This is a genomic window from Alteromonas sp. ABH4_456 (assembly GCF_056160645.1).
On the sequence record NZ_JBSWXO010000004.1, the window covers coordinates 74280 to 93406 of the forward strand.

Here is a 19127-nt window from a genome sequence, read left to right on the forward strand (position 1 = left end):
GGCTGATATGACAGCATTAACCATTCTTGCCGGCAGTGTTTACGGAAATGCGCAGCATGCCGCAGAAACGGTAGCTGAATCCCTGAGTGCGCAAGGAATCGAGTGTCAGGTGTGCAGTGATCCGCAAGTTTCAGATGTGACTGACGCCGGTGCTTTGCTGGTGATCACATCAACAACCGGACAGGGAGATGTGCCACCGAATCTGGAATTTGTATTTTCAGATCTAAAAGACCAGTTTCCGTTGCTCGACAGAAAACCATTCGCTGTTTGTGCGTTAGGTGACAGCAGCTACGGAGATACGTATTGTGCAGCAGGACGCCAGTGGTTTGAATTGCTAAGCGAATTGCAGGGTAAAGCCGTGGCTGAGATGCTGGAGGTGGATGCTATCGAATGCTTTGAGCCGGAAAAGCCGGTGCTGGCGTTTGTTGAATCTATCAAAGATGAACTGGTGGTGTAATCGCCGTCAGTGTGTTTATAGCAGGCAGCTATAACGAAAAAAGCGCAGGCGGGTCAGTTTATACTCCCGGCTGCGCTTTTTATTTATGTGATCCGCAGAATTATTCTACCCCACGGAGCAGGGCGTTGATGCCTACTTTTGCACGGGTTTTTGCGTCCACTTTCTTCACAATGACCGCTGCATACAGGCTGTGAGAGCCATCTTTAGAAGGCAGAGAACCTGAAACCACAACTGAACCTGCCGGTACGCGACCATAAGTAATTTCGCCGGTTTCACGGTCATAAATGCGGGTGCTCTGGGAGATGTAAACGCCCATAGAAATTACCGCGCCTTCTTCTACGATCACGCCTTCAACGATTTCAGAACGTGCACCGATAAAGCAGTTATCTTCAATAATCGTCGGGTTGGCCTGCAGTGGTTCCAGTACACCACCAATGCCTACGCCGCCAGACAGGTGAACATTTTTACCGATTTGTGCACACGAGCCAACAGTTGCCCACGTATCTACCATAGTGCCTTCATCAACAAATGCGCCGATGTTTACGTAAGACGGCATCACAACCACATTCTTACCGACAAATGAACCGGTACGTACTGCAGCCGGTGGCACAACACGTACGCCTTCCGCGGCAAATTGTTCAGCAGTGTAGCCGGTATATTTTAAAGGTACTTTATCGAAGTATGTTGTTTCAGCACCATCGATAATGTCATTGTTGTGAAGACGGAAGTATAGTAATACCGCTTTCTTCAGCCATTGATGAACAACCCACTCACCGGCAATTTTTTCCGCTACGCGGGCTTTACCGCTGTTCAGCATAGCGATAGCGTCTGCAACAGCTTGTCTTACTTCGTCCGGCGCAGAAGAGGGTGACAAAGCGTCACGGTTTTCAAACGCATCTTCAATGATGGATTTCAATTCAGTCATGATATGTTGATGTCTTCAAGTTGATCGAGTTTAAACAGGATTTGCTTTTTAAGGGCAACCTGCTGCTCCTGGGTTAATGATTTGCCAGCGTCGTTGCTGACAATAAAAATATCTTCGGCACGTTCCCCGATGGTGGCAATCTTTGCCAGTTTCAGCACCACGCTTTTATCCACGAATGCATGGCCAATTTTAGCCAGAATCCCGGGGGCGTCCAGCGCTTCCAGTTCTATCAGTGTGCTTTCATCATTTAATGTAAAAAAGCGGACTTTCGTGGGGACATCCAACTGACGCATCTGGCGGGAAAGTTTGCGCTTGTTGTCATGGGCCCGTCCCGGCTTTTCCAGTTGAGAAAGAATGGCGTTCTCCAGACTCTTCGTACGATTTTCACCGCTTAATCTGGAACCGTCATTTTCCAGCACCAGAATGCTGTCAAACACATAGCCGTCACGGGTGACTGTAATGTGGGCATCGTGAATTGAACAGTTTCTGCTGTCTATGACTGAGGCAACCTGAGCGAACAGTGCTTTTCGGTCCCGCCCGTAAATGAGAATTTCAGTGCCGCCTTTTGCGGAGTTGTCATTAGCTTTAACAACCAGAGCGTCGGGATTGTCTGCCAGTACGGATTTTTCCCCGTTTAAAATCTCCAGTGTATGCCAGGCAATCTGCGCCGGCTTGAAGCGCACGAAGTAATCGTCTTCCAGACGATCCCACAGCGACTGAATATCGTTTTCCGGCACGCCTTGCGCGTCCAGAATAATACGCGCTGTGTGTTTATGTTCTTTTACCCGGTCGTCCAGCGTGACCTGGCATTGCAAACCATTGTCCAGTGCCTTTTGGGTCATGAGATACAACTCTCTGAGCAGCGATGACTTCCAGTCGTTCCACAGGTTATCATTGGTGGCGCGGATATCCGCCAGAGTGAGTACGTATAAAAGGTTCAGGTGGGTGTGGCTGCGCACGGCGGTGGCAAATTCGCTGATCACATCCGGATCATAAATATCACGACGCTGGGCAACCACTGACATCAGCAGGTGGTTTTCGACCAGCCATTCAATCAGCTCTGCATCTTTCGGCTTTATGCCATGTAGTCCGGCAAACTTTGCCACATCTTCAGCGCCCAGTTCTGAGTGGTCGCCGCCCCGGCCTTTTGCAATGTCGTGAAATACTGCGGCAATATAAATCAGCTCAGGTTTGTCCAGGTTACGGACAATTCTGCCGCACCGGGGAAATTCAATGTTTTCCGGCTGGAAATAATGATTCACATTTTTCACCACACGGTGGGTGTGTTCATCAACGGTGTAGGCATGGAATAAATCGAATTGCATCATGCCGACAATCTTGTCCCATTCAGGCAGGTAACATTCCAGAATGCCGTACTGATGCATGATATCCCATGCGAAATCGAAAAAGTGCGGATGGCCGAAAAGAAGCATCAGCCGTTCGCGGCAACCTTCCCGTTCTACGTAGTAGTTATTTTCAAACTTTCTGCGGACATTCCTGAGCTGGCGGATGGTATCGGTGTCCAGTCCCTGTACCGCAGGGGTGTCGGCCACGACTTTGAGAAAATCCAGCACAGCTTCCGGGCAATCAAATACACCGGAGCGGGTAGGGGATATCATTCCGTCCAGGAGTTTGAAGTCTGCGTTAACCGGCATTTCAGACTGTACACTCTGATTCAGCATATCGTAGCGGAACCGTTGCAGCAGCATTTTATTCAGTTCACTCACACGGCGGATAATGCGGAAAAAGTCACGCATCATTTTTTCCACTGATGCTTTTCCGTCGCGGCCGTACCCCAGTTTTTCTGCTACATCCGGCTGGTAATCAAACAGTAAGCGGTTTTCACTGCGTCCGGCTACAAGGTGCAGAGCAAAACGCATACGCCAGAGGTGCATGCGGCAGCTTATCAGTTCGCCATGTTCTTCTTCAGTAAAATAACCGTGTCCAACCAGATTAAAGCCGTCATATTCTTTGAAATGCTTCTTCGCGACCCAGCCGATGGATTGAATATCACGCAAACAACCCGGGTTCTCTTTAATATTAGGCTCAAGGTTGTAAGACGTGCCATTGAATTTGGCATGGCGGGCCATTTGCTCGTCGTACTTGGCTTTGAAAAAGTCTTTCGATGAAAGGGCTTTGCGGCTGTTCAGCTTATCCCACAGTGTTTCAAACACATCCATATCACCGGTGAGCAGGCGGCTCTCCACAAGATTTGTGGTGATCGTGATATCTTCTTTAGCAAGTTGCAGTGTTTCTTTCACTGTACGGACAGATTGACCCACATCCAGTTTGATATCCCATAACAGCGTGATGAACTGACTGATACGCTCCTGCACATCTTTATTGAGCTTTTTGTGACTGACAATTAATAAGTCGATGTCTGAATGCGGTTGAAGATGACCGCGGCCATATCCCCCTACCGCACAAAGCGCCAGGCCGGATACAACATCCAGACCCATCAGTTGCCAGAGGTGGGCAAGCATGGCATCCACAAACTTCGCACGGCCGGTGACCAGTTGATCCACCGGTGTCGTATCAAACGCACTTTCGAGCCACTGATTAGACGCGGTAATACACGCTTTGATACCTGCGATATCTTCAGCGGAGGTGATGGTTTCGGCCTGTTCGATTAGTCTTTGTAAGCTCAAAATGTGCCTTTTATTACTTCAGAAAGGAAAAATCTGGCGAACAATAACATGAAACGTCATATTTTCGCATTATGCAAAGGTGATGAAAATGAGCTAAAAAGTGAATAATTAGTCGAAAAAGTTATAACTAAGGGAGAAGGACAGGCGCCGGGATACGCCTGTCGGAAAAACTTACCGGCCAGAATTAACTGTGGCTGATAACTCTGGGCAAATCTTCTTCTTCACGCAGCGTCAGTACTTCAACGCCGTCTTCAGTAACCAGCAAAGTATGCTCCCACTGGGCGCTCAGGCTACGGTCTTTAGTGACCACAGTCCATTGATCCGGCAGTACCTTTGAGTGGCGCTTACCGGCATTTACCATGGGTTCGATTGTGAAGCACATACCCGGAACCAGTTCATCCCCCGTGCCCGGACGGCCATAGTGCACAATCTGAGGTTCTTCGTGGAAACCTGCACCAATACCGTGTCCGCAGTACTCACGGACAATAGAATAGTTATGCGATTCAGCGTGTGTCTGACAAAGGTGACCGATGTCCCCCAGGCGCATGCCGGGTTTTACCTGCCTGATGGCGTTATACAAACACTCCTGTGTTACCCGCACCAGGCGTTCAGCCAGAATGGCGGGCTTACCGACGATAAACATCTTTGAGGTATCGCCGTGGTAACCGTCTTTTATCACGGTTACGTCAATATTAATGATATCGCCGTCTTTAAGTTTTTTATCCGACGGGATGCCATGACAAATACAATGGTTTACCGACGTGCATATAGATTTTGGAAAGGGCGGATGACCATAGTTTAATGGTGCCGGAATTGCTTGTTGCTCATTGACAATATAGTCGTGGCATAAGGTATTCAGTTCGTCTGTGGTTACACCTTTTTTTACATGTGGTGTAATCATCGTCAGCACATCTGCGGCGAGTTTGCCGGCAACGCGCATTTTTTCAATTTCTTCAGCGGTTTTAATAATAGCTGCCACTGTACCCTCGATCATTGATAACAGAGAAAACGGGAATGCGCCGGAAATGTGTTTAGTCTGATGATATACCTGACTCAGGTATTTGAAGTTATCACAAATTAAAACGGCAGGCGCATGATTGCTATTATGGTAACGTCTGACAGCGCGACTGTATAGTCATCCTGTATTTTGACAGCCTCAGATGACGTTAAAACTTGAGCATGGGGGCCTGTTGTGGTATAAAGCGCCCGCGTTTTGTGAGAGTCGGAAAAACACTGTTTATCCGGGCCGCAATATTCGTAAATTAACTTTTTAAATAACACACATATACCGACACTTGTCATCGGGGTGTCTGCAAGGTCTTCACAGATTGCGCGGATCGATGGAAGGGGTATATGGAGGCCTAACCCCAAGAGGAAAATATCATGGCTAACGTATCAATGCGTGACATGCTGAAAGCCGGTGTGCATTTCGGTCACCAAACCCGCTACTGGAACCCTAAGATGAAGCCTTTCATCTTCGGTGCCCGTAACAAAGTTCATATCATCAACCTGGAAAAAACAGTACCTCTGTTCAACGAAGCAATGAACTACCTGTCTGGTGTTGCTTCCAAGAAAGGTAAAATCCTGTTTGTTGGTACTAAGCGTGCGGCTGGTGAAGCTGTAAAAGATGCAGCACAGAAATGTGACCAGTTCTACGTGAACAAGCGTTGGTTGGGCGGTATGCTGACTAACTGGAAAACAGTTCGCCAGTCTATCAAGCGTCTGAAAGATCTTGAGCAACAAGCACAAGACGGTACTTTCGACAAGCTGACCAAAAAAGAAGCGCTGATGCTGCAACGTGAAATGGACAAGCTGGAAAGCAGCCTTGGCGGTATCAAAGACATGGGCGGTCTGCCTGATGTGATCTTTGTTATCGACGCTGACCACGAGCACATTGCAATCACTGAAGCACGTAACCTGGGTATTCCTGTAGTTGGTGTTGTAGATACTAACTCTAACCCTGACGGTGTTGACTTTATCATCCCTGGTAACGACGACGCGATCCGTGCTATCCAGCTGTATCTTGATGCTGCTGCTGATGCAGTAAACAAAGGTCGCGAAAGCAACCTTGAAGTTCAGGCTGAGCAAGACGACTTCGTAGAAGCCGCTGAGTAATCAGACCTGACCGGTGACAGTGGTCATGGCAATGACATGCCACTGTCATCAAAAATACCGAATATCTCAAGAGGGGCACCAATAGCCCCTTTTACCTTATTAAATGTTTAATGCTGAGGAATTGAAAAATGGCAGTGACTGCAGCACTTGTTAAAGAACTGCGTGAGCGTACCGGCGCAGGTATGATGGATTGTAAAAAAGCGCTTGTTGAAACCGACGGTGATATCGAACTGGCCATCGAAAACATGCGTAAGTCTGGTCAGGCTAAAGCCGCTAAAAAAGCTGGCCGTATTGCCGCTGAAGGTGTAATCCTGACTCAGGTTGAAGGCAACCGCGCTACCATGATGGAAGTAAACTGTGAAACTGACTTCGTTGCCCGTGACGAAGGTTTCCTGGGCTTCGGTAACAAAGTTCTGGCCGTTGCACATGCCGGTAACATCAACTCTGTTGAAGAGCTGAACGAAGCTGAATTAGACGGCGCGAAAGTTATCGAAGTGCGTGACGCGTTAGTTGCTAAAATCGGTGAAAACATTTCTCCTCGTCGCGTTATCAACGTTGAAGGCGACAACCTGGGTGCATACGTGCACGGCGGTCGTATCGGCGTAATCGCTATCTTAAACGGTGGCGACGAAGAACTGGCTAAAGACGTAGCAATGCACGTTGCAGCGGCAAGCCCTCAGTTCGTTAAGCCTGAGCAAGTTCCAGCTGAAGTAGTAGAAAAAGAGAAAGAAATCCAGGTAGAACTGGCTATCCAGTCTGGTAAGCCTGCTGATATTGCTGAAAAAATGGTTGCTGGCCGTATGAAGAAATTCACCGGCGAAATCAGCCTGACAGGTCAGCCTTTCGTTAAAGATCCTTCTGTTTCTGTTGGTGAACTGCTGAAGAGCAAAGGTGCTGACGTTGTTAACTTCATCCGTTTTGAAGTGGGTGAAGGTATCGAGAAGAAAACTGAAGACTTCGCAGCTGAAGTTGCGGCTCAAATGGAAGCGGCGAAGAAATAATTCTGCGTTTCGCTTTTTCATTCGGCCAATGTCGGATACACTACAGAGCACCTCTTCGGGGGTGCTTTTTTATGAGTGAGGCAATCAACTGCCTGACAGTAAAAATATCGCTTGTAACGAGTCGGCTTGCGTCATTTCTTGTTATGTATAACGAGGCATGAGACAAGCCGAATTCATAAGGACTATTCAAACAATGAGTATCACACCAAAATCAGCCTATCGACGTATTTTGTTAAAACTCAGCGGTGAAGCGCTAATGGGTTCCGAAGGATTCGGTATCGACCCTAAAGTGCTCGATCGCATGGCTCAGGAAATTAAAGAGCTGGTTGAATTGGGTGTACAGGTTGGCTTAGTTATCGGTGGCGGTAACCTTTTCCGTGGTGAAGGCCTGGCGAAAGCGGGTATGAACCGTGTAGTGGGTGACCACATGGGTATGTTAGCCACTGTCATGAACGGTCTGGCTATGCGTGATGCATTGCACCGTGCTTTTGTAAACGCCCGCCTGATGTCTGCTATTCCTTTAAATGGTGTTTGTGACGCCTACAACTGGGCAGAAGCTATCAGCTTATTAAAATCCGGCCGCGTAGTGATCTTCTCTGCAGGTACCGGTAATCCTTTCTTCACTACCGATTCTGCTGCCTGTCTGCGCGGCATTGAAATTGAAGCTGAAGCCGTATTGAAAGCCACTAAGGTAGACGGTGTATACAGCGACGACCCGGTAAAAAATCCTGACGCTACACTGTATGGCCAACTGTCTTATCAGGAAGTGCTGGAAAAAGAACTCAAAGTGATGGATTTATCTGCTTTCACTCTGGCACGTGATCACCGTATGCCTATCCGCGTATTCAACATGAACAAACCGGGCTGTCTGAAGCGGGTTGTCATGGGTGAGCAGGAAGGTACGTTGATCGACCATCCTGAAAATTTTAAGTAAGAAATAGGAAACAACTGTGATTGATGAAATTGAATTAGATGCGCAAGAGCGTATGGATAAGAGCATCAGTGCACTGAAAAGTCAGTTAAGCAAAATTCGTACAGGCCGTGCTCACCCGAGCCTGCTTGACGGCATCATGGTGCCTTACTACGGTGTGGATACGCCGCTGAAGCAAGTTGCGAACGTTGTCGCAGAAGACAGCCGCACGCTGGCGCTGAGTGTATTTGATAAAAGTGCTATTCAGGCTGTAGAGAAAGCTATCATGCAATCTGATCTGGGCCTCAACCCGATGAGTGCAGGGGCGTCGATTCGTATTCCGTTACCTCCGCTGACGGAAGAACGTCGTAAAGATCTTATCCGCGTTGTACGTAACGAGGCGGAAGGTGGTCGTGTTGCTATCCGTAACATCCGCCGTGACGCAAACGGTGACATTAAAGATTTGCTGAAAGAAAAAGAAATCAGTGAAGATGAAAGCCGAGCTGCGGAAGAAAACATTCAGTCTCTGACGAATGATTTCATTAAAAAAGTGGATGCCATGCTGGCAGACAAAGAAAAAGAACTGATGGAAATTTAAAAAGTTACTATGTTAGGAATGCGGTCTAACACAGCGCCTGAAACCACTGAGACCCCGGTCAATGTACCGGGTCCTCAGCATGTTGCGATCATCATGGACGGAAACGGTCGGTGGGCGCAAAAAAAAGGCAAAATCAGAACGTTTGGCCATAAAGCCGGCGTGGAATCTGTCCGGGCAGTTGTGCGTTTTGCCCGTCAGAATAGTATTCAGTCATTAACGCTTTTCGCGTTTTCCAGTGAAAACTGGAAACGTCCGGAAGAAGAAGTGTCTGTATTGATGGAGCTTTTTAATCTTGTTTTGAATAATGAAGCGAAGCGATTACATAAAAACGGTGTACGTTTAAAAGTGATCGGTGACGTTTCAGCTTTTGATGATAAATTGAAAGATAAGATCCGCAAAGCAGAAGAAATGACTGCTGACAATAAGGATCTTGTTCTCAATATTGCTGCCAATTATGGTGGCCGCTGGGATATCGTTAATGCGGCGCGGGAGTTATCTCAGGCTGTAGCAGAAGGCTCGATGACTGCTGCAGATATCACTGAAGAGGCTTTCGACGCAAAAATGTCAACAGCAGGGCTGCCGGAGCTGGATTTACTTATCCGCACAGGCGGTGAGCATCGCATCAGCAACTTTTTGCTGTGGCAATGTGCCTACGCTGAACTCTATTTTACTGACGTGTTATGGCCTGATTTTTCTGAAGATGTTTTTCAGCAGGCAGTCAATGATTTCAAACTACGCCAGCGCCGTTTCGGTCTTACGGGCGAACAGGTCAGCGTTCCACGGAACTGAAGCCTGCAACTAACGGCGGTGCCGGCACCGCCATCAGGAGCACATCGCCAATTATGCTAAAACAACGAATAATAACAGCATTAATTCTGGCGCCTCTGGCGCTGATAGCCATCCTTTTTTTACCGGTCTGGCAGTTTGAAGTTGCCATTGCCGGTGTCGTCGGGTTGGGGGCTTATGAGTGGGCGAATATGTCCGGCATCACAGCACGTCCCCGCAAAGCCATGTTTGCTGCTTTTGTTTTCGCGCTGTGTCTGGTGCTATCGTCCATAGTGGATGCCCAATACATCTGGTACCAGGGGCAACTCCACGGGCTTTACCATTTCATCCTGGGCGTATCCGTTATCTGGTGGATGTTCTCGCTGTGGATGATCATATTCTATCCCCGGTATTCTGCTTTCTGGCGGAACAATAATTTGATTCGTTTAGGCTTCGGTCTGCTGACCTTAATTCCTACCTGGGTTGCAGTTATCAGTCTCAGAACCAGTCTTCATGATGTTGACACCTTATACGGCTCATCGCTTATTTTCTATGTGCTCGGTATTGTCTGGGCGGCGGATATCGGCGCATTCTTCAGCGGCGTTAAATTTGGTCGCCATAAACTGCGGCCTAATGTGTCACCCGGCAAAACGCTGGAAGGTTTAATCGGTGGTATCGGTGCGTCTTTCGCTATTATCGCTTTTGCAGCATTACATTATCAGGTAGCAACAGACCGCATCTGGCTGCACTTGCTTATTGGTGGTATTACCGTGGCGGTATCTGCGCTGGGTGATTTGAACGAAAGCATGCTGAAGCGCTGTGCAGGCATTAAGGACAGCGGCAAATTACTGCCCGGACACGGTGGTATTCTTGACCGTATCGACAGCCTCACTGCGGCCTTTCCCGTATTTGCATTTTGCTATGTTACCTGGATGGCTTGATGCAGACAGTTACCATACTTGGCGCAACCGGCTCCATCGGTTGCAGTACCCTCGACGTTATCAACAGACACCCGGATAAATACCGGGTTTTCGCTGTTACCGGCAACAGTCAGCTTGAAAAGCTCATGCAGCTGGCAATCAGCTGCGCAGCACGTTACGTGGTAGTCGCAGACGATAATTTGTATGACGATGCGGTGAAGCTGGCGCAGTCGATGAAAGTCAGTTCGGAAATTCTTTGTGGCCCTAAGGCGCTGGAAGAAGTTGCCAGTGCACCGGAGGTGACTTCGGTGATGGCGGCCATTGTTGGCGCAGCAGGCTTATTGCCAACCCTTGCAGCGGTAAAAGCAGGTAAGCGTGTATTGCTGGCAAACAAAGAAGCGCTGGTTATGTCCGGTGCACTTTTCATCGATGCCGCTAATCAGAGCGGGGCAGAAATTCTTCCCATAGACAGTGAACACAATGCCATATTCCAGTGTTTGCCTGAAGGATTTCGCTATGGTGAATTGCAGCAGGCAGGGATCAGTCAAATTTTGCTTACCGGTTCCGGCGGACCTTTCCGTCACCGCGATATTGACACCTTTCACACCATCACTGTAGAGGAAGCCTGTCATCACCCGAACTGGTCCATGGGCCGGAAAATCACGGTGGACTCGGCGACCATGATGAATAAGGGACTGGAATTTATTGAAGCCTGCTGGTTATTCGGTGTTTCTTCAAAAGATATTACGGTGGTACTGCATCCTCAAAGTGTGATCCATTCCATGGTACAGTACACCGATGGTTCGGTGATTGCCCAGTTAGGCAACCCTGATATGCGTACGCCCATTGCTTATGGCCTCGCCTGGCCTGCACGTATTGATGCCGGTGTTGAACCGCTGGATTTTGCGAAAATGGCAAGCCTTACTTTTGAGTCACCCTGTTACGCGCGGTATCCTAACCTGAAACTGGCTATTGATGCCTGTGACAGCGGTCAGGCTGCCACAACGCGGCTTAATGCGGCCAATGAAATTACCGTTGCCGCCTTTCTGGATGGCGCTATTGGTTTTACCGATATTGCAGCAATTAACGAGGAAACGTTAAACAGAATGGAACCTGTAACGGTATCGTCACTCCAACAGATCCTTGAAGAAGACAGAATGGCGAGGGAAGTCGCCACAGAACTGGTACGGAGTAAGGTGTAGTGTTCACGTTTCTGTGGAGTTTAGGTTCATTCATAGTCGCACTGGGTATTTTAGTCGCGGTGCACGAGTGGGGACATTTTATTGTTGCCCGGATGTGTGGCGTGCATGTCGAGCGGTTTTCAATTGGCTTTGGTAAACCGTTCTGGACACGAAAAGATAAGAAGGGCACCGAATTTGCGGTAGCCGCTATACCGCTGGGCGGATATGTACGTATGCTCGACGAGCGTGTGGATGACGTGCCTGCGGAAAAGCGTCACCTGGCGTTCAATAACAAACCTGTTTTACAACGTATGGCTATTATTGCCGCTGGCCCCGGTGTAAATTTTATCTTTGCAGTGCTCGCATTGTATATGATGTTCCTGATTGGTCAGAATACAGTAAAGCCGGTGATTGGCGATATAACGCCGGACAGTTTTGCTGCGCAGGCTCAGTTAAAAGCCGGTGATGAAATCATTACAGTGGGTGGTCATGAAACGCCTGACTGGGAATCGGTAAATCTGGAATTGATTTCTGCGATTGGTACACCTCAGGTGGGAATTACCGTGAAATCTGCCCAAGGTGTGACCAGTCAGACGAATTTACATATCGCCGGCTGGAACTTTGACCCGGAAAAACAGTCTGCTTTAAACAGTTTGGGCATCGTACCTTTCAGACCTGAAATTACCACCGTAGTGGCATTCATTTCTGAAGACAGTCCTGCAGAACAGGCGGGGTTACAGGTCGATGATGAACTGATTGCGCTGAATGGCGAAAAGATAGAAAGCTGGATGTCTCTGGTTGACACTATTAAAGGGTTACCCGGTGAAACCGTCAGCATTACGTTAATGCGGGGCGGTCAGCAACAGACAGTTAGTGCTACAATAGCGCGCCGGGATACCCCTGACGGTCAGGATGGTTTCTTAGGGGTAAGCCCTAAAGCGGAGCCCTGGCCTGAAGGTTATGTCTTTACTCATCAGTACGGTCCTGTTGAGGCCGTGGGTAAAGCACTGGATAAAACCTGGCGGCTGACAGCCGTCAGTGTGGAAATGCTCGGCAAGCTGGTTACCGGCGATGTATCGCTGAATAATCTCAGCGGACCAATTTCCATTGCGCAGGGCGCAGGCGTCAGTGCCGGATATGGACTGGCGTACTTTTTAAGTTTTTTAGCGTTGATCAGTGTCAGTCTCGGCATTATCAATTTGTTGCCAATTCCCATGCTGGATGGCGGTCACTTGCTGTTTTATATCATCGAGTGGGCATCGGGCAAACCTGTACCGGAACATGTGCAGGAGTGGGGGTTTAAAATTGGCGGCGCACTGCTTTTCATGATGATGAGCATCGCCATATTTAACGATATTAGTCGCTTTGTTTCTTAGGGACAAAACGGCAGTTTTACATTAGAACAGCAAACGCGGCCAGGAATAAAAGAATAGATGAAGTTAAATCAGTTAGTAGCAGCCGGAATCATGGTTTCCAGTGCTAGCTTCGCCAATGCTGCAGCGTCTGACAGTGAATTCGTTGTTGAAGATATTAAAATTACCGGCCTGCAACGTGTGGCACTGGGTGCGGCACTGACCTATCTGCCTGTTCAGGTAGGCGACCGCCTTAACAGCTTCCGCATCACCCAGGCTATTCGCTCTCTTTATTCTTCTACTCACTTTGAGCGGGTAGAGGTATTACGCGACGGTAATACCCTTATAGTGAAAGTGTCAGAGCGTCCGACTATCAGTAACATTATCTTTGAAGGTAACGATGACATCAAAGATGAGCAGTTACAGGAGAGTCTGGATGGTAACGGGATCCGTGTGGGCGAGCCGCTGGATAAAACCGTGCTGACGTCAATTGAAAATGGCCTCAAAGACTTCTTCTACAGCATTGGTAAATACAATGCTGATGTGTCTGCTATTGTGACACCGTTGCCCCGTAACCGTGTTGATTTGAAACTGCTGTTCGAAGAAGGCGATGCCGCTGAAATCCAGCAAATTAATATCGTCGGTAACTCAGTATTTTCTGATGAAGAACTGATGCAGGACCTTGAACTGCAGTTTGACACACCCTGGTGGGATTTTCTGTCTGAAACCCGCTACCAGCAGCAAACCCTGCAAGGGGATATGGAAACGTTAAGAAGCCATTATATGGACCGCGGTTACCTGCGTTTCAATATTGATTCTACGCAAGTTTCCATGACGCCGGAAAAAGACGGCATCTACGTTGCGATGAATGTCACCGAAGGAGAGCAATACACCATCTCTGATGTGGAGCTTGTCGGTGATTTGCTGGGTAACGAAGAGTATATCGAGCGGGTGCTGCCGCTGACTGTTGGCGAGCTTTACAGTCAGGCTGAAGTTACCTATACCGAAGAATTTATCAGTAAATATCTGGGCCGTTTTGGTTACGCTTATCCGACAGTGACCACGGTGCCGGAAATCAACGACGAAGATAAAACGGTTAAACTGACCTTGTCAGTCGATCCGGGTAAACGTATCTATGTGCGTCGTATAAACTTCGAAGGTAACTCTGTTACGTCTGATAATGTATTACGTCATAACGTTAACCAGATGGAAGGCACGTGGCTGTCGAATTCACTGCTGGAAAGCTCAAAAGCGCAGCTTTCCCGTCTGACTTACATGGAAGAGGTTGAGTTCGAAACTAACCGTCTGCCAGGTATTGATGATCAGGTTGATGTGGACTTCTCAGTGAAGGAACAACCTTCAGGCTCGTTTAACGCCGGTATCGGTTACGGTGACAGAACGAAGCTGAGTCTGAATGCCGGTATTCAGCAGAATAACTTCCTGGGTACAGGTAAGCAGGTGGGTCTGAACATCAGTACGGTATCGTATCAACGTTCAGCTCAAATTACCTATAACGACCCCTATTTCACCATCGACGGTATCAGTCTGGGTGGTAGCATCGGTTACAGCGAGTTCGACGGCTCTGACTTTAACGTTATCCAGTACAACTCTAAGCGCTGGTCAGTGGGCGCTAACGTTGGTTATCCAATCAACGAAGTTAACCGTATTAACTTCGGTATTACTTACTCCAGTGTGGAGTTATATAACACCGGTTATTACGAGCAGACTGAGCAGTTTTATAATCAGTTCCGAGATTCCGCCGATCCGGAAGCTCCTATTAACTATGACAGCTTCCAGGCCAGTGTCGCGTGGAGTCGCAGTACACTGAACCGTGGTCTGTTCCCGACAGCCGGTTCATCGCAACGTGCGAGTTTCAGTATTACTACGCCAAACTCTGATGTGAATTACTTTAAAACTGTATTCGATACCAAGTTCTATTTTCCGCTGTCACGTAATCAGCGCTGGTCAGTGCTGGCACGTCTGCGTTTAGGTTACGGTAACGGTTACGGCGACATTAACGGTAACGAGCAGATCCTGCCGTTTACGGAAAACTTCACGGCCGGTGGTGCAGATACGCTGCGTGGCTTTGAAAATAACACAGTGGGCCCCCGTGGTGTGATCAGACGTAATTATAATACGGTGACCGGTCCTGACGGAGAGGTGTATCCGGGCGATGCAGCTGATGATAGTATTCAGATCTCCAGCCGGAGCCTGGGTGGTAACGCCATGGCACTGGGTGGGATCGAGTTAATCGTTCCGACTCCATTTGTGGATGTTGAATACGATAATTCAGTACGTACCAGTGTGTTCCTCGACGTAGGTAACGTGTGGGATACTGAATTCGACTACGATAAGTACAAAAACTTAGACCAGATCAACTCATCGTACGGTAAGTTGTTGGACTATTCCGACTGGACACAGTATCGTAGTTCCGCCGGTATTTCTGTACAATGGATTTCACCGATGGGACCCATGGTATTCAGCTTCTCGCGTGCTATTCAGGAACGCGATGGTGATGATGCCAAGTTCTTTACGTTTAATATCGGTCAAACATTCTAATACTAATCCGGCAGTGAACCGGGCTTAAATTTTAAAAAGGAGTTCCTTTTGAAACAGTTGGCAAGACAATTCGTAGCAACCCTGATGTTAGGTAGTGCGCTGGTAAGTGCCTCTGCAATGGCTGAACAAAAAATTGGCGTTGTGGATGTACAGGGCGTATTCCAGGCGATGCCACAGGCCGCTGAAATCTCTAATAACATTCAGGTCGAATTCAAAGCGCAAATCGACGAAGTTAACCAGCTTCAGAAAGATGGTCAGTTCTATGCTGAGCGTCTGCAGCGTGATGCCGCTACGATGAGTGAAGATGAGAAAAAAGAACTGCAACAGAAAATTCTGAGTGTTCGTGAGCAACTGGCAGAAAAAGGTCAGCCTCTGCAACAGAACATCCAGCGTCGCAGCAACGAAGAGCGCAACAAACTGTTGGGCTTGATCAAGCAGGCGATTGACTCAGTGGCTGCGAAAGAAAAATACGACCTGGTACTGAATGCCGGTGCTGTAGCATTCGCAGACGACCAGCATGATCTGTCTGAGCAAGTGCTGGAACAGGTTAAAAAAATTAAGTAATGTCCGGCCGGTTACCGGCTGAAGATTACCGGGCCTGAGCCCGCAAGCAGACTAACGTCGTGAGGCGTTGGTCTGATTTGTTTTTAGCGCATATGCGCGTATGGTTGCCGCCATTTAAAATTACAATACGGCAAACAGTCTGCTATAAGCCTATGACAGACTGGTTTTGGCATTAGGAGAGCTTTTTTGGCCAATTCACTCAACACTATTGATATTCAGGAAATCCTGGATTTATTGCCTCACCGGTATCCGTTCTTGCTTGTTGATCGCGTAACTGATTACGTGGAAGGCGAGTCTATCAAGGCATATAAAAACATCACCATGAATGAACCCTGCTTTACAGGGCACTTCCCCGGCCGTCCAATTTTCCCGGGCGTTCTTATCCTGGAAGCAATGGCACAGGCTGCCGGCGTGCTGGGATTCAAAACCATGGGTAAGTCAGATAAGCTATACTTGTATGCCGGCATTGACTGCGCGCGCTTCAAGCGTCCTGTTACGCCTGGTGACAGACTGGAATTTGATGTTTGTCTGGTCAAAGAGCGCAGAGGGATTTGGAAGTTTAAGGGTACCGCCAGCGTTGATGGTGAAGAAGCTTGCAGTGCCGAATTCATGTGTGCAATGAGAGAGATGGTTTAACGTGATTCATTCTACTGCCGTGATATCTGAAAAGGCGACACTGGGAAATAATGTTTCCGTAGGTCCTTTCTGTTATATCGGTGACGATGTGGTTATCGGTGACGATTGTGTACTTGAGTCTCATGTGGTCATCAAAGGCCCGACGACTGTGGGTAAGCGTAACCGCTTCTTTCAGTTTTGTTCTGTAGGTGAAGAATGCCAGGACAAAAAGTACGCCGGAGAAGAAACCCGTCTGGAAATCGGTGATGACAATGTGTTCCGTGAAACCTGTACAGTGCATCGTGGCACTATTCAGGATGAAGGGGTGACAAAAATTGGCTCCCGCAACCTGTTTATGATCAATGCCCACGTGGCTCACGATGTGATCATCGGGGACGATTGTATTCTTGCGAACAATGTTTCACTGGCAGGGCATGTTGAACTGGGTAATTTTGTTATTTTTGGTGGTGGTGCCGCTATTCACCAGTTTGGCAAAGTAGGTAGTCATGCCTTCGTTGGCGCCGGCGCGATTGTCTTGCGTGATGTACCGCCGTTTGTCATGGTTAACGGGCAGAAGCACGTCGCTGCGGGCATTAACTCTGAAGGCTTACGCCGCCGTGGATTTACATCCGGTCAAATTATGGCAATAAAGCGGGCTTACCGTGCCATCTACCGTGACAACAATACCATCGCTGAAGCTGTGGTTAAGCTGTCTGATGTAGCCCAAAGCGATGAAAATATCCGCTCACTGGTGTCTTTCCTTGAAAATGCTGAGCGGGGTATCATCCGCTAAATGCCCGCATCAACATTGCGAATTGGCGTTGTGGCAGGTGAGCCTTCAGGAGACGTGCTTGCCGCCGGTATGATAGCCGAACTGAAAAAGCGTTACCCCGATGCCATTATCGAAGGCATCGGTGGTGATCACATGAAAGCCGCCGGCTTTCACTCACTCTTCGATATGGAAACACTTTCTGTCATGGGACTGGTGGAAGTGTTGTCTCATCTTCCTGCTATTCTCAAACTGAAGAAGCAACTGCTGGCGCATTTTGAAGCCAATCCGCCGGATGTATTCATTGGTGTGGATGCACCTGACTTTAATCTTCGTGTGGAAAAAGCCCTGAAAGCCAGGGGGATTAAAACTGTTCATTATGTCAGTCCTACCGTGTGGGCATGGCGTGAAAAGCGCATTCATAAGATTAAAGCCGCCACAAATCACGTGCTGGGTTTGTTTCCTTTCGAACAGCAGGTTTACGATAAGTATCATGTTCCCTATACGTTTGTCGGTCATACACTTGCGGATGCCGTGCCATTAGAACCAGATCAGTCTGCCGCCCGTGAGACACTGGGCCTGAGCAGCTCCGGTCCTGTGCTGGCCGTATTGCCCGGCAGCCGTGGCGGTGAGTTAAAAGCACTGTTACCTGTTTTTACTGCCACCATGGAGAAAATGAAAACCCTGCTGCCAGGCATCCGTTTTGTAATTCCTGCTGCTAATCAGTATCGTTTTAATGGCATTCAGGCTTATCTGAAAGAGCATTGCAGTGCCTGGCTCAGTGACAGCGACTACAAGCTGGTGAAAGGGCGGGCCAGAGACGCCATGATTGCCAGCGATGTCATTTTGCTGGCATCAGGTACGGCAACCCTGGAAGCCATGCTTTGCAAGCGCCCCATGGTGACTTGCTATAAGTTGTCACCGCTGACCTATAAAATAATGCAGCGACTCTACAAAGCGCCGTTCTTCTCCCTGCCTAATTTACTGGCCAATGAAGCGTTAATTCCTGAATTACTGCAGGACGACGTGAATTCTGACACGCTTTGCGATTACTTATTGCTCCTTTTCACGCAGGATACGACTGAACTGGTAAGCCGGTTTACCGGTTTGCACCAGTCCCTAAAACTGGATGCTGATAAAATGGCAGCAGATGCGATTGCAGAGGTTATCAATGGCTGAATATATTGCCGGTGTCGATGAAGTGGGGCGCGGACCGCTGGTGGGTGATGTAGTGACGGCAGCGGTTATTCTTCACCCTGCAAAACCCATTGCCGGACTCAACGATTCAAAGAAATTATCCGAAAAAAAACGTATCGCTTTATCAGAAGAGATTAAGCAAAAAGCCCTGTGCTGGGCAATCGGGCGGGCAACGCCGCAGGAAATCGATACGCTGAACATTCTTCATGCAACCATGCTGGCCATGAAGCGTGCCGTTGAGGGATTGTCAGTACAGCCGGATTTCGTGCGGGTAGACGGAAATCGTCTGCCGGACTGGCAGTATGCAGCAGAAGCGATCGTGAAAGGGGATGGACTGCATGCAGAAATCTCTGCAGCCTCGATTCTTGCTAAAGTTGAACGTGACAATGATATGATTGCATTGCATGCCCTTCATCCGCAATACAACTTCGCCGGTCACAAAGGTTATCCGACGAAAGCCCATTTTGAAGCATTAGAAGCATATGGTGTCCTGCCGTGTTATCGTATGAGCTTTAAGCCCGTACAGGCGCGTCTGGCAGCACAAAAATAAG

At 48.4% G+C, this 19127-nt stretch carries 18 protein-coding genes; 15 read left to right on the top strand and 3 right to left on the bottom strand.

The genetic code is table 11. The annotated features are described in order from the left end of the window. Positions 1-7: 7 nt before the first annotated feature. A complete protein-coding gene (locus ACXAG2_RS07795; RefSeq protein ID WP_349584919.1) occupies positions 8-457 on the top strand; it encodes a flavodoxin domain-containing protein in 450 nt (149 codons plus the stop codon). A 100-nt stretch (positions 458-557) separates the two neighbouring features. Here ACXAG2_RS07795 and dapD read toward each other — a convergent pair whose 3' ends face one another. From dapD to map, 3 genes are all read right to left on the bottom strand, one after another. Next, the gene (gene dapD / locus ACXAG2_RS07800) at positions 558-1382 is read right to left on the bottom strand and encodes a 2,3,4,5-tetrahydropyridine-2,6-dicarboxylate N-succinyltransferase (protein ID WP_119500480.1); all 825 of its coding nucleotides are present in this window, start codon (positions 1380-1382) and stop codon (positions 558-560) included. Continuing rightward, the gene (glnD, locus tag ACXAG2_RS07805; RefSeq protein WP_474865759.1) at positions 1379-4030 is read right to left on the bottom strand and encodes a [protein-PII] uridylyltransferase; all 2652 of its coding nucleotides are present in this window, start codon (positions 4028-4030) and stop codon (positions 1379-1381) included. Before glnD ends, dapD begins: the two co-directional genes overlap by 4 nt. A gap of 184 nt (positions 4031-4214) precedes the next feature. Further along, a complete protein-coding gene (gene map / locus ACXAG2_RS07810) occupies positions 4215-5009 on the bottom strand; it encodes a type I methionyl aminopeptidase (protein ID WP_303574437.1) in 795 nt (264 codons plus the stop codon). 404 nt (positions 5010-5413) lie between these two features. On the opposite strand from map, the gene rpsB reads away from it, so the two are divergent. The 14 genes from rpsB (at position 5414) to rnhB (ending at position 19126) form a co-directional block, all read left to right on the top strand. Next, positions 5414-6145, top strand: a complete 732-nt coding sequence (rpsB, locus tag ACXAG2_RS07815; RefSeq protein ID WP_119500484.1) for a 30S ribosomal protein S2 — start codon at positions 5414-5416, stop codon at positions 6143-6145. A gap of 128 nt (positions 6146-6273) precedes the next feature. Continuing rightward, positions 6274-7146 carry a translation elongation factor Ts gene (tsf, locus tag ACXAG2_RS07820; protein WP_474844604.1) on the top strand — a complete coding sequence of 291 codons (873 nt, stop codon included), beginning with the start codon at positions 6274-6276 and terminating at the stop codon, positions 7144-7146. 193 nt (positions 7147-7339) lie between these two features. Continuing rightward, complete coding sequence (pyrH, locus tag ACXAG2_RS07825; protein WP_119500486.1) at positions 7340-8080, top strand: UMP kinase; 741 nt, start codon at positions 7340-7342, stop codon at positions 8078-8080. Positions 8081-8096: 16 nt separating this feature from the next. Further along, complete coding sequence (gene frr, locus ACXAG2_RS07830) at positions 8097-8654, top strand: ribosome recycling factor (protein WP_119500487.1); 558 nt, start codon at positions 8097-8099, stop codon at positions 8652-8654. An 18-nt stretch (positions 8655-8672) separates the two neighbouring features. Then, on the top strand, positions 8673-9443 hold the full coding sequence (gene uppS / locus ACXAG2_RS07835) for a polyprenyl diphosphate synthase (protein ID WP_474865762.1): 771 nt from the start codon (positions 8673-8675) through the stop codon (positions 9441-9443). A 53-nt stretch (positions 9444-9496) separates the two neighbouring features. Continuing rightward, entirely contained in the window at positions 9497-10360 is an 864-nt protein-coding gene (locus ACXAG2_RS07840) for a phosphatidate cytidylyltransferase (RefSeq protein WP_119500489.1), read from the top strand. Continuing rightward, positions 10360-11541, top strand: coding sequence for a 1-deoxy-D-xylulose-5-phosphate reductoisomerase (gene ispC / locus ACXAG2_RS07845; protein ID WP_474865764.1), 1182 nt, complete (start codon positions 10360-10362; stop codon positions 11539-11541). The genes ACXAG2_RS07840 and ispC overlap by 1 nt, the downstream gene beginning before the upstream one ends. After that, complete coding sequence (gene rseP, locus ACXAG2_RS07850) at positions 11541-12896, top strand: sigma E protease regulator RseP (protein WP_474865766.1); 1356 nt, start codon at positions 11541-11543, stop codon at positions 12894-12896. Before ispC ends, rseP begins: the two co-directional genes overlap by 1 nt. A 57-nt stretch (positions 12897-12953) precedes the next feature. Next, positions 12954-15431, top strand: a complete 2478-nt coding sequence (gene bamA / locus ACXAG2_RS07855; RefSeq protein WP_349584945.1) for an outer membrane protein assembly factor BamA — start codon at positions 12954-12956, stop codon at positions 15429-15431. A gap of 48 nt (positions 15432-15479) precedes the next feature. After that, complete coding sequence (locus tag ACXAG2_RS07860; protein WP_119500493.1) at positions 15480-15995, top strand: OmpH/Skp family outer membrane protein; 516 nt, start codon at positions 15480-15482, stop codon at positions 15993-15995. 186 nt (positions 15996-16181) lie between these two features. Beyond that, positions 16182-16631 carry a 3-hydroxyacyl-ACP dehydratase FabZ gene (gene fabZ / locus ACXAG2_RS07865; protein ID WP_303574431.1) on the top strand — a complete coding sequence of 150 codons (450 nt, stop codon included), beginning with the start codon at positions 16182-16184 and terminating at the stop codon, positions 16629-16631. Position 16632: 1 nt separating this feature from the next. After that, a complete protein-coding gene (lpxA, locus tag ACXAG2_RS07870) occupies positions 16633-17403 on the top strand; it encodes an acyl-ACP--UDP-N-acetylglucosamine O-acyltransferase (RefSeq protein WP_474865768.1) in 771 nt (256 codons plus the stop codon). Beyond that, the gene (lpxB, locus tag ACXAG2_RS07875; protein WP_474865771.1) at positions 17404-18558 is read left to right on the top strand and encodes a lipid-A-disaccharide synthase; all 1155 of its coding nucleotides are present in this window, start codon (positions 17404-17406) and stop codon (positions 18556-18558) included. Continuing rightward, positions 18551-19126 carry a ribonuclease HII gene (rnhB, locus tag ACXAG2_RS07880; RefSeq protein WP_474865773.1) on the top strand — a complete coding sequence of 192 codons (576 nt, stop codon included), beginning with the start codon at positions 18551-18553 and terminating at the stop codon, positions 19124-19126. The genes lpxB and rnhB overlap by 8 nt, the downstream gene beginning before the upstream one ends. The last annotated feature ends 1 nt before the right edge of the window (position 19127 follow it).

Bases quoted from the DNA above. Each gene is read 5' to 3' on its own strand.
- ACXAG2_RS07795 (WP_349584919.1), top strand. From the start codon at position 8: ATGACAGCATTAACCATTCTTGCCGGCAGTGTTTACGGAAATGCGCAG.
- dapD (WP_119500480.1), bottom strand. From the start codon at position 1,382: ATGACTGAATTGAAATCCATCATTGAAGATGCGTTTGAAAACCGTGAC.
- rpsB (WP_119500484.1), top strand. From the start codon at position 5,414: ATGGCTAACGTATCAATGCGTGACATGCTGAAAGCCGGTGTGCATTTC.
- tsf (WP_474844604.1), top strand. From the start codon at position 6,274: ATGGCAGTGACTGCAGCACTTGTTAAAGAACTGCGTGAGCGTACCGGC.
- pyrH (WP_119500486.1), top strand. From the start codon at position 7,340: ATGAGTATCACACCAAAATCAGCCTATCGACGTATTTTGTTAAAACTC.
- uppS (WP_474865762.1), top strand. From the start codon at position 8,673: ATGCGGTCTAACACAGCGCCTGAAACCACTGAGACCCCGGTCAATGTA.
- ACXAG2_RS07840 (WP_119500489.1), top strand. From the start codon at position 9,497: ATGCTAAAACAACGAATAATAACAGCATTAATTCTGGCGCCTCTGGCG.
- ispC (WP_474865764.1), top strand. From the start codon at position 10,360: ATGCAGACAGTTACCATACTTGGCGCAACCGGCTCCATCGGTTGCAGT.
- bamA (WP_349584945.1), top strand. From the start codon at position 12,954: ATGAAGTTAAATCAGTTAGTAGCAGCCGGAATCATGGTTTCCAGTGCT.
- lpxB (WP_474865771.1), top strand. From the start codon at position 17,404: ATGCCCGCATCAACATTGCGAATTGGCGTTGTGGCAGGTGAGCCTTCA.
- rnhB (WP_474865773.1), top strand. From the start codon at position 18,551: ATGGCTGAATATATTGCCGGTGTCGATGAAGTGGGGCGCGGACCGCTG.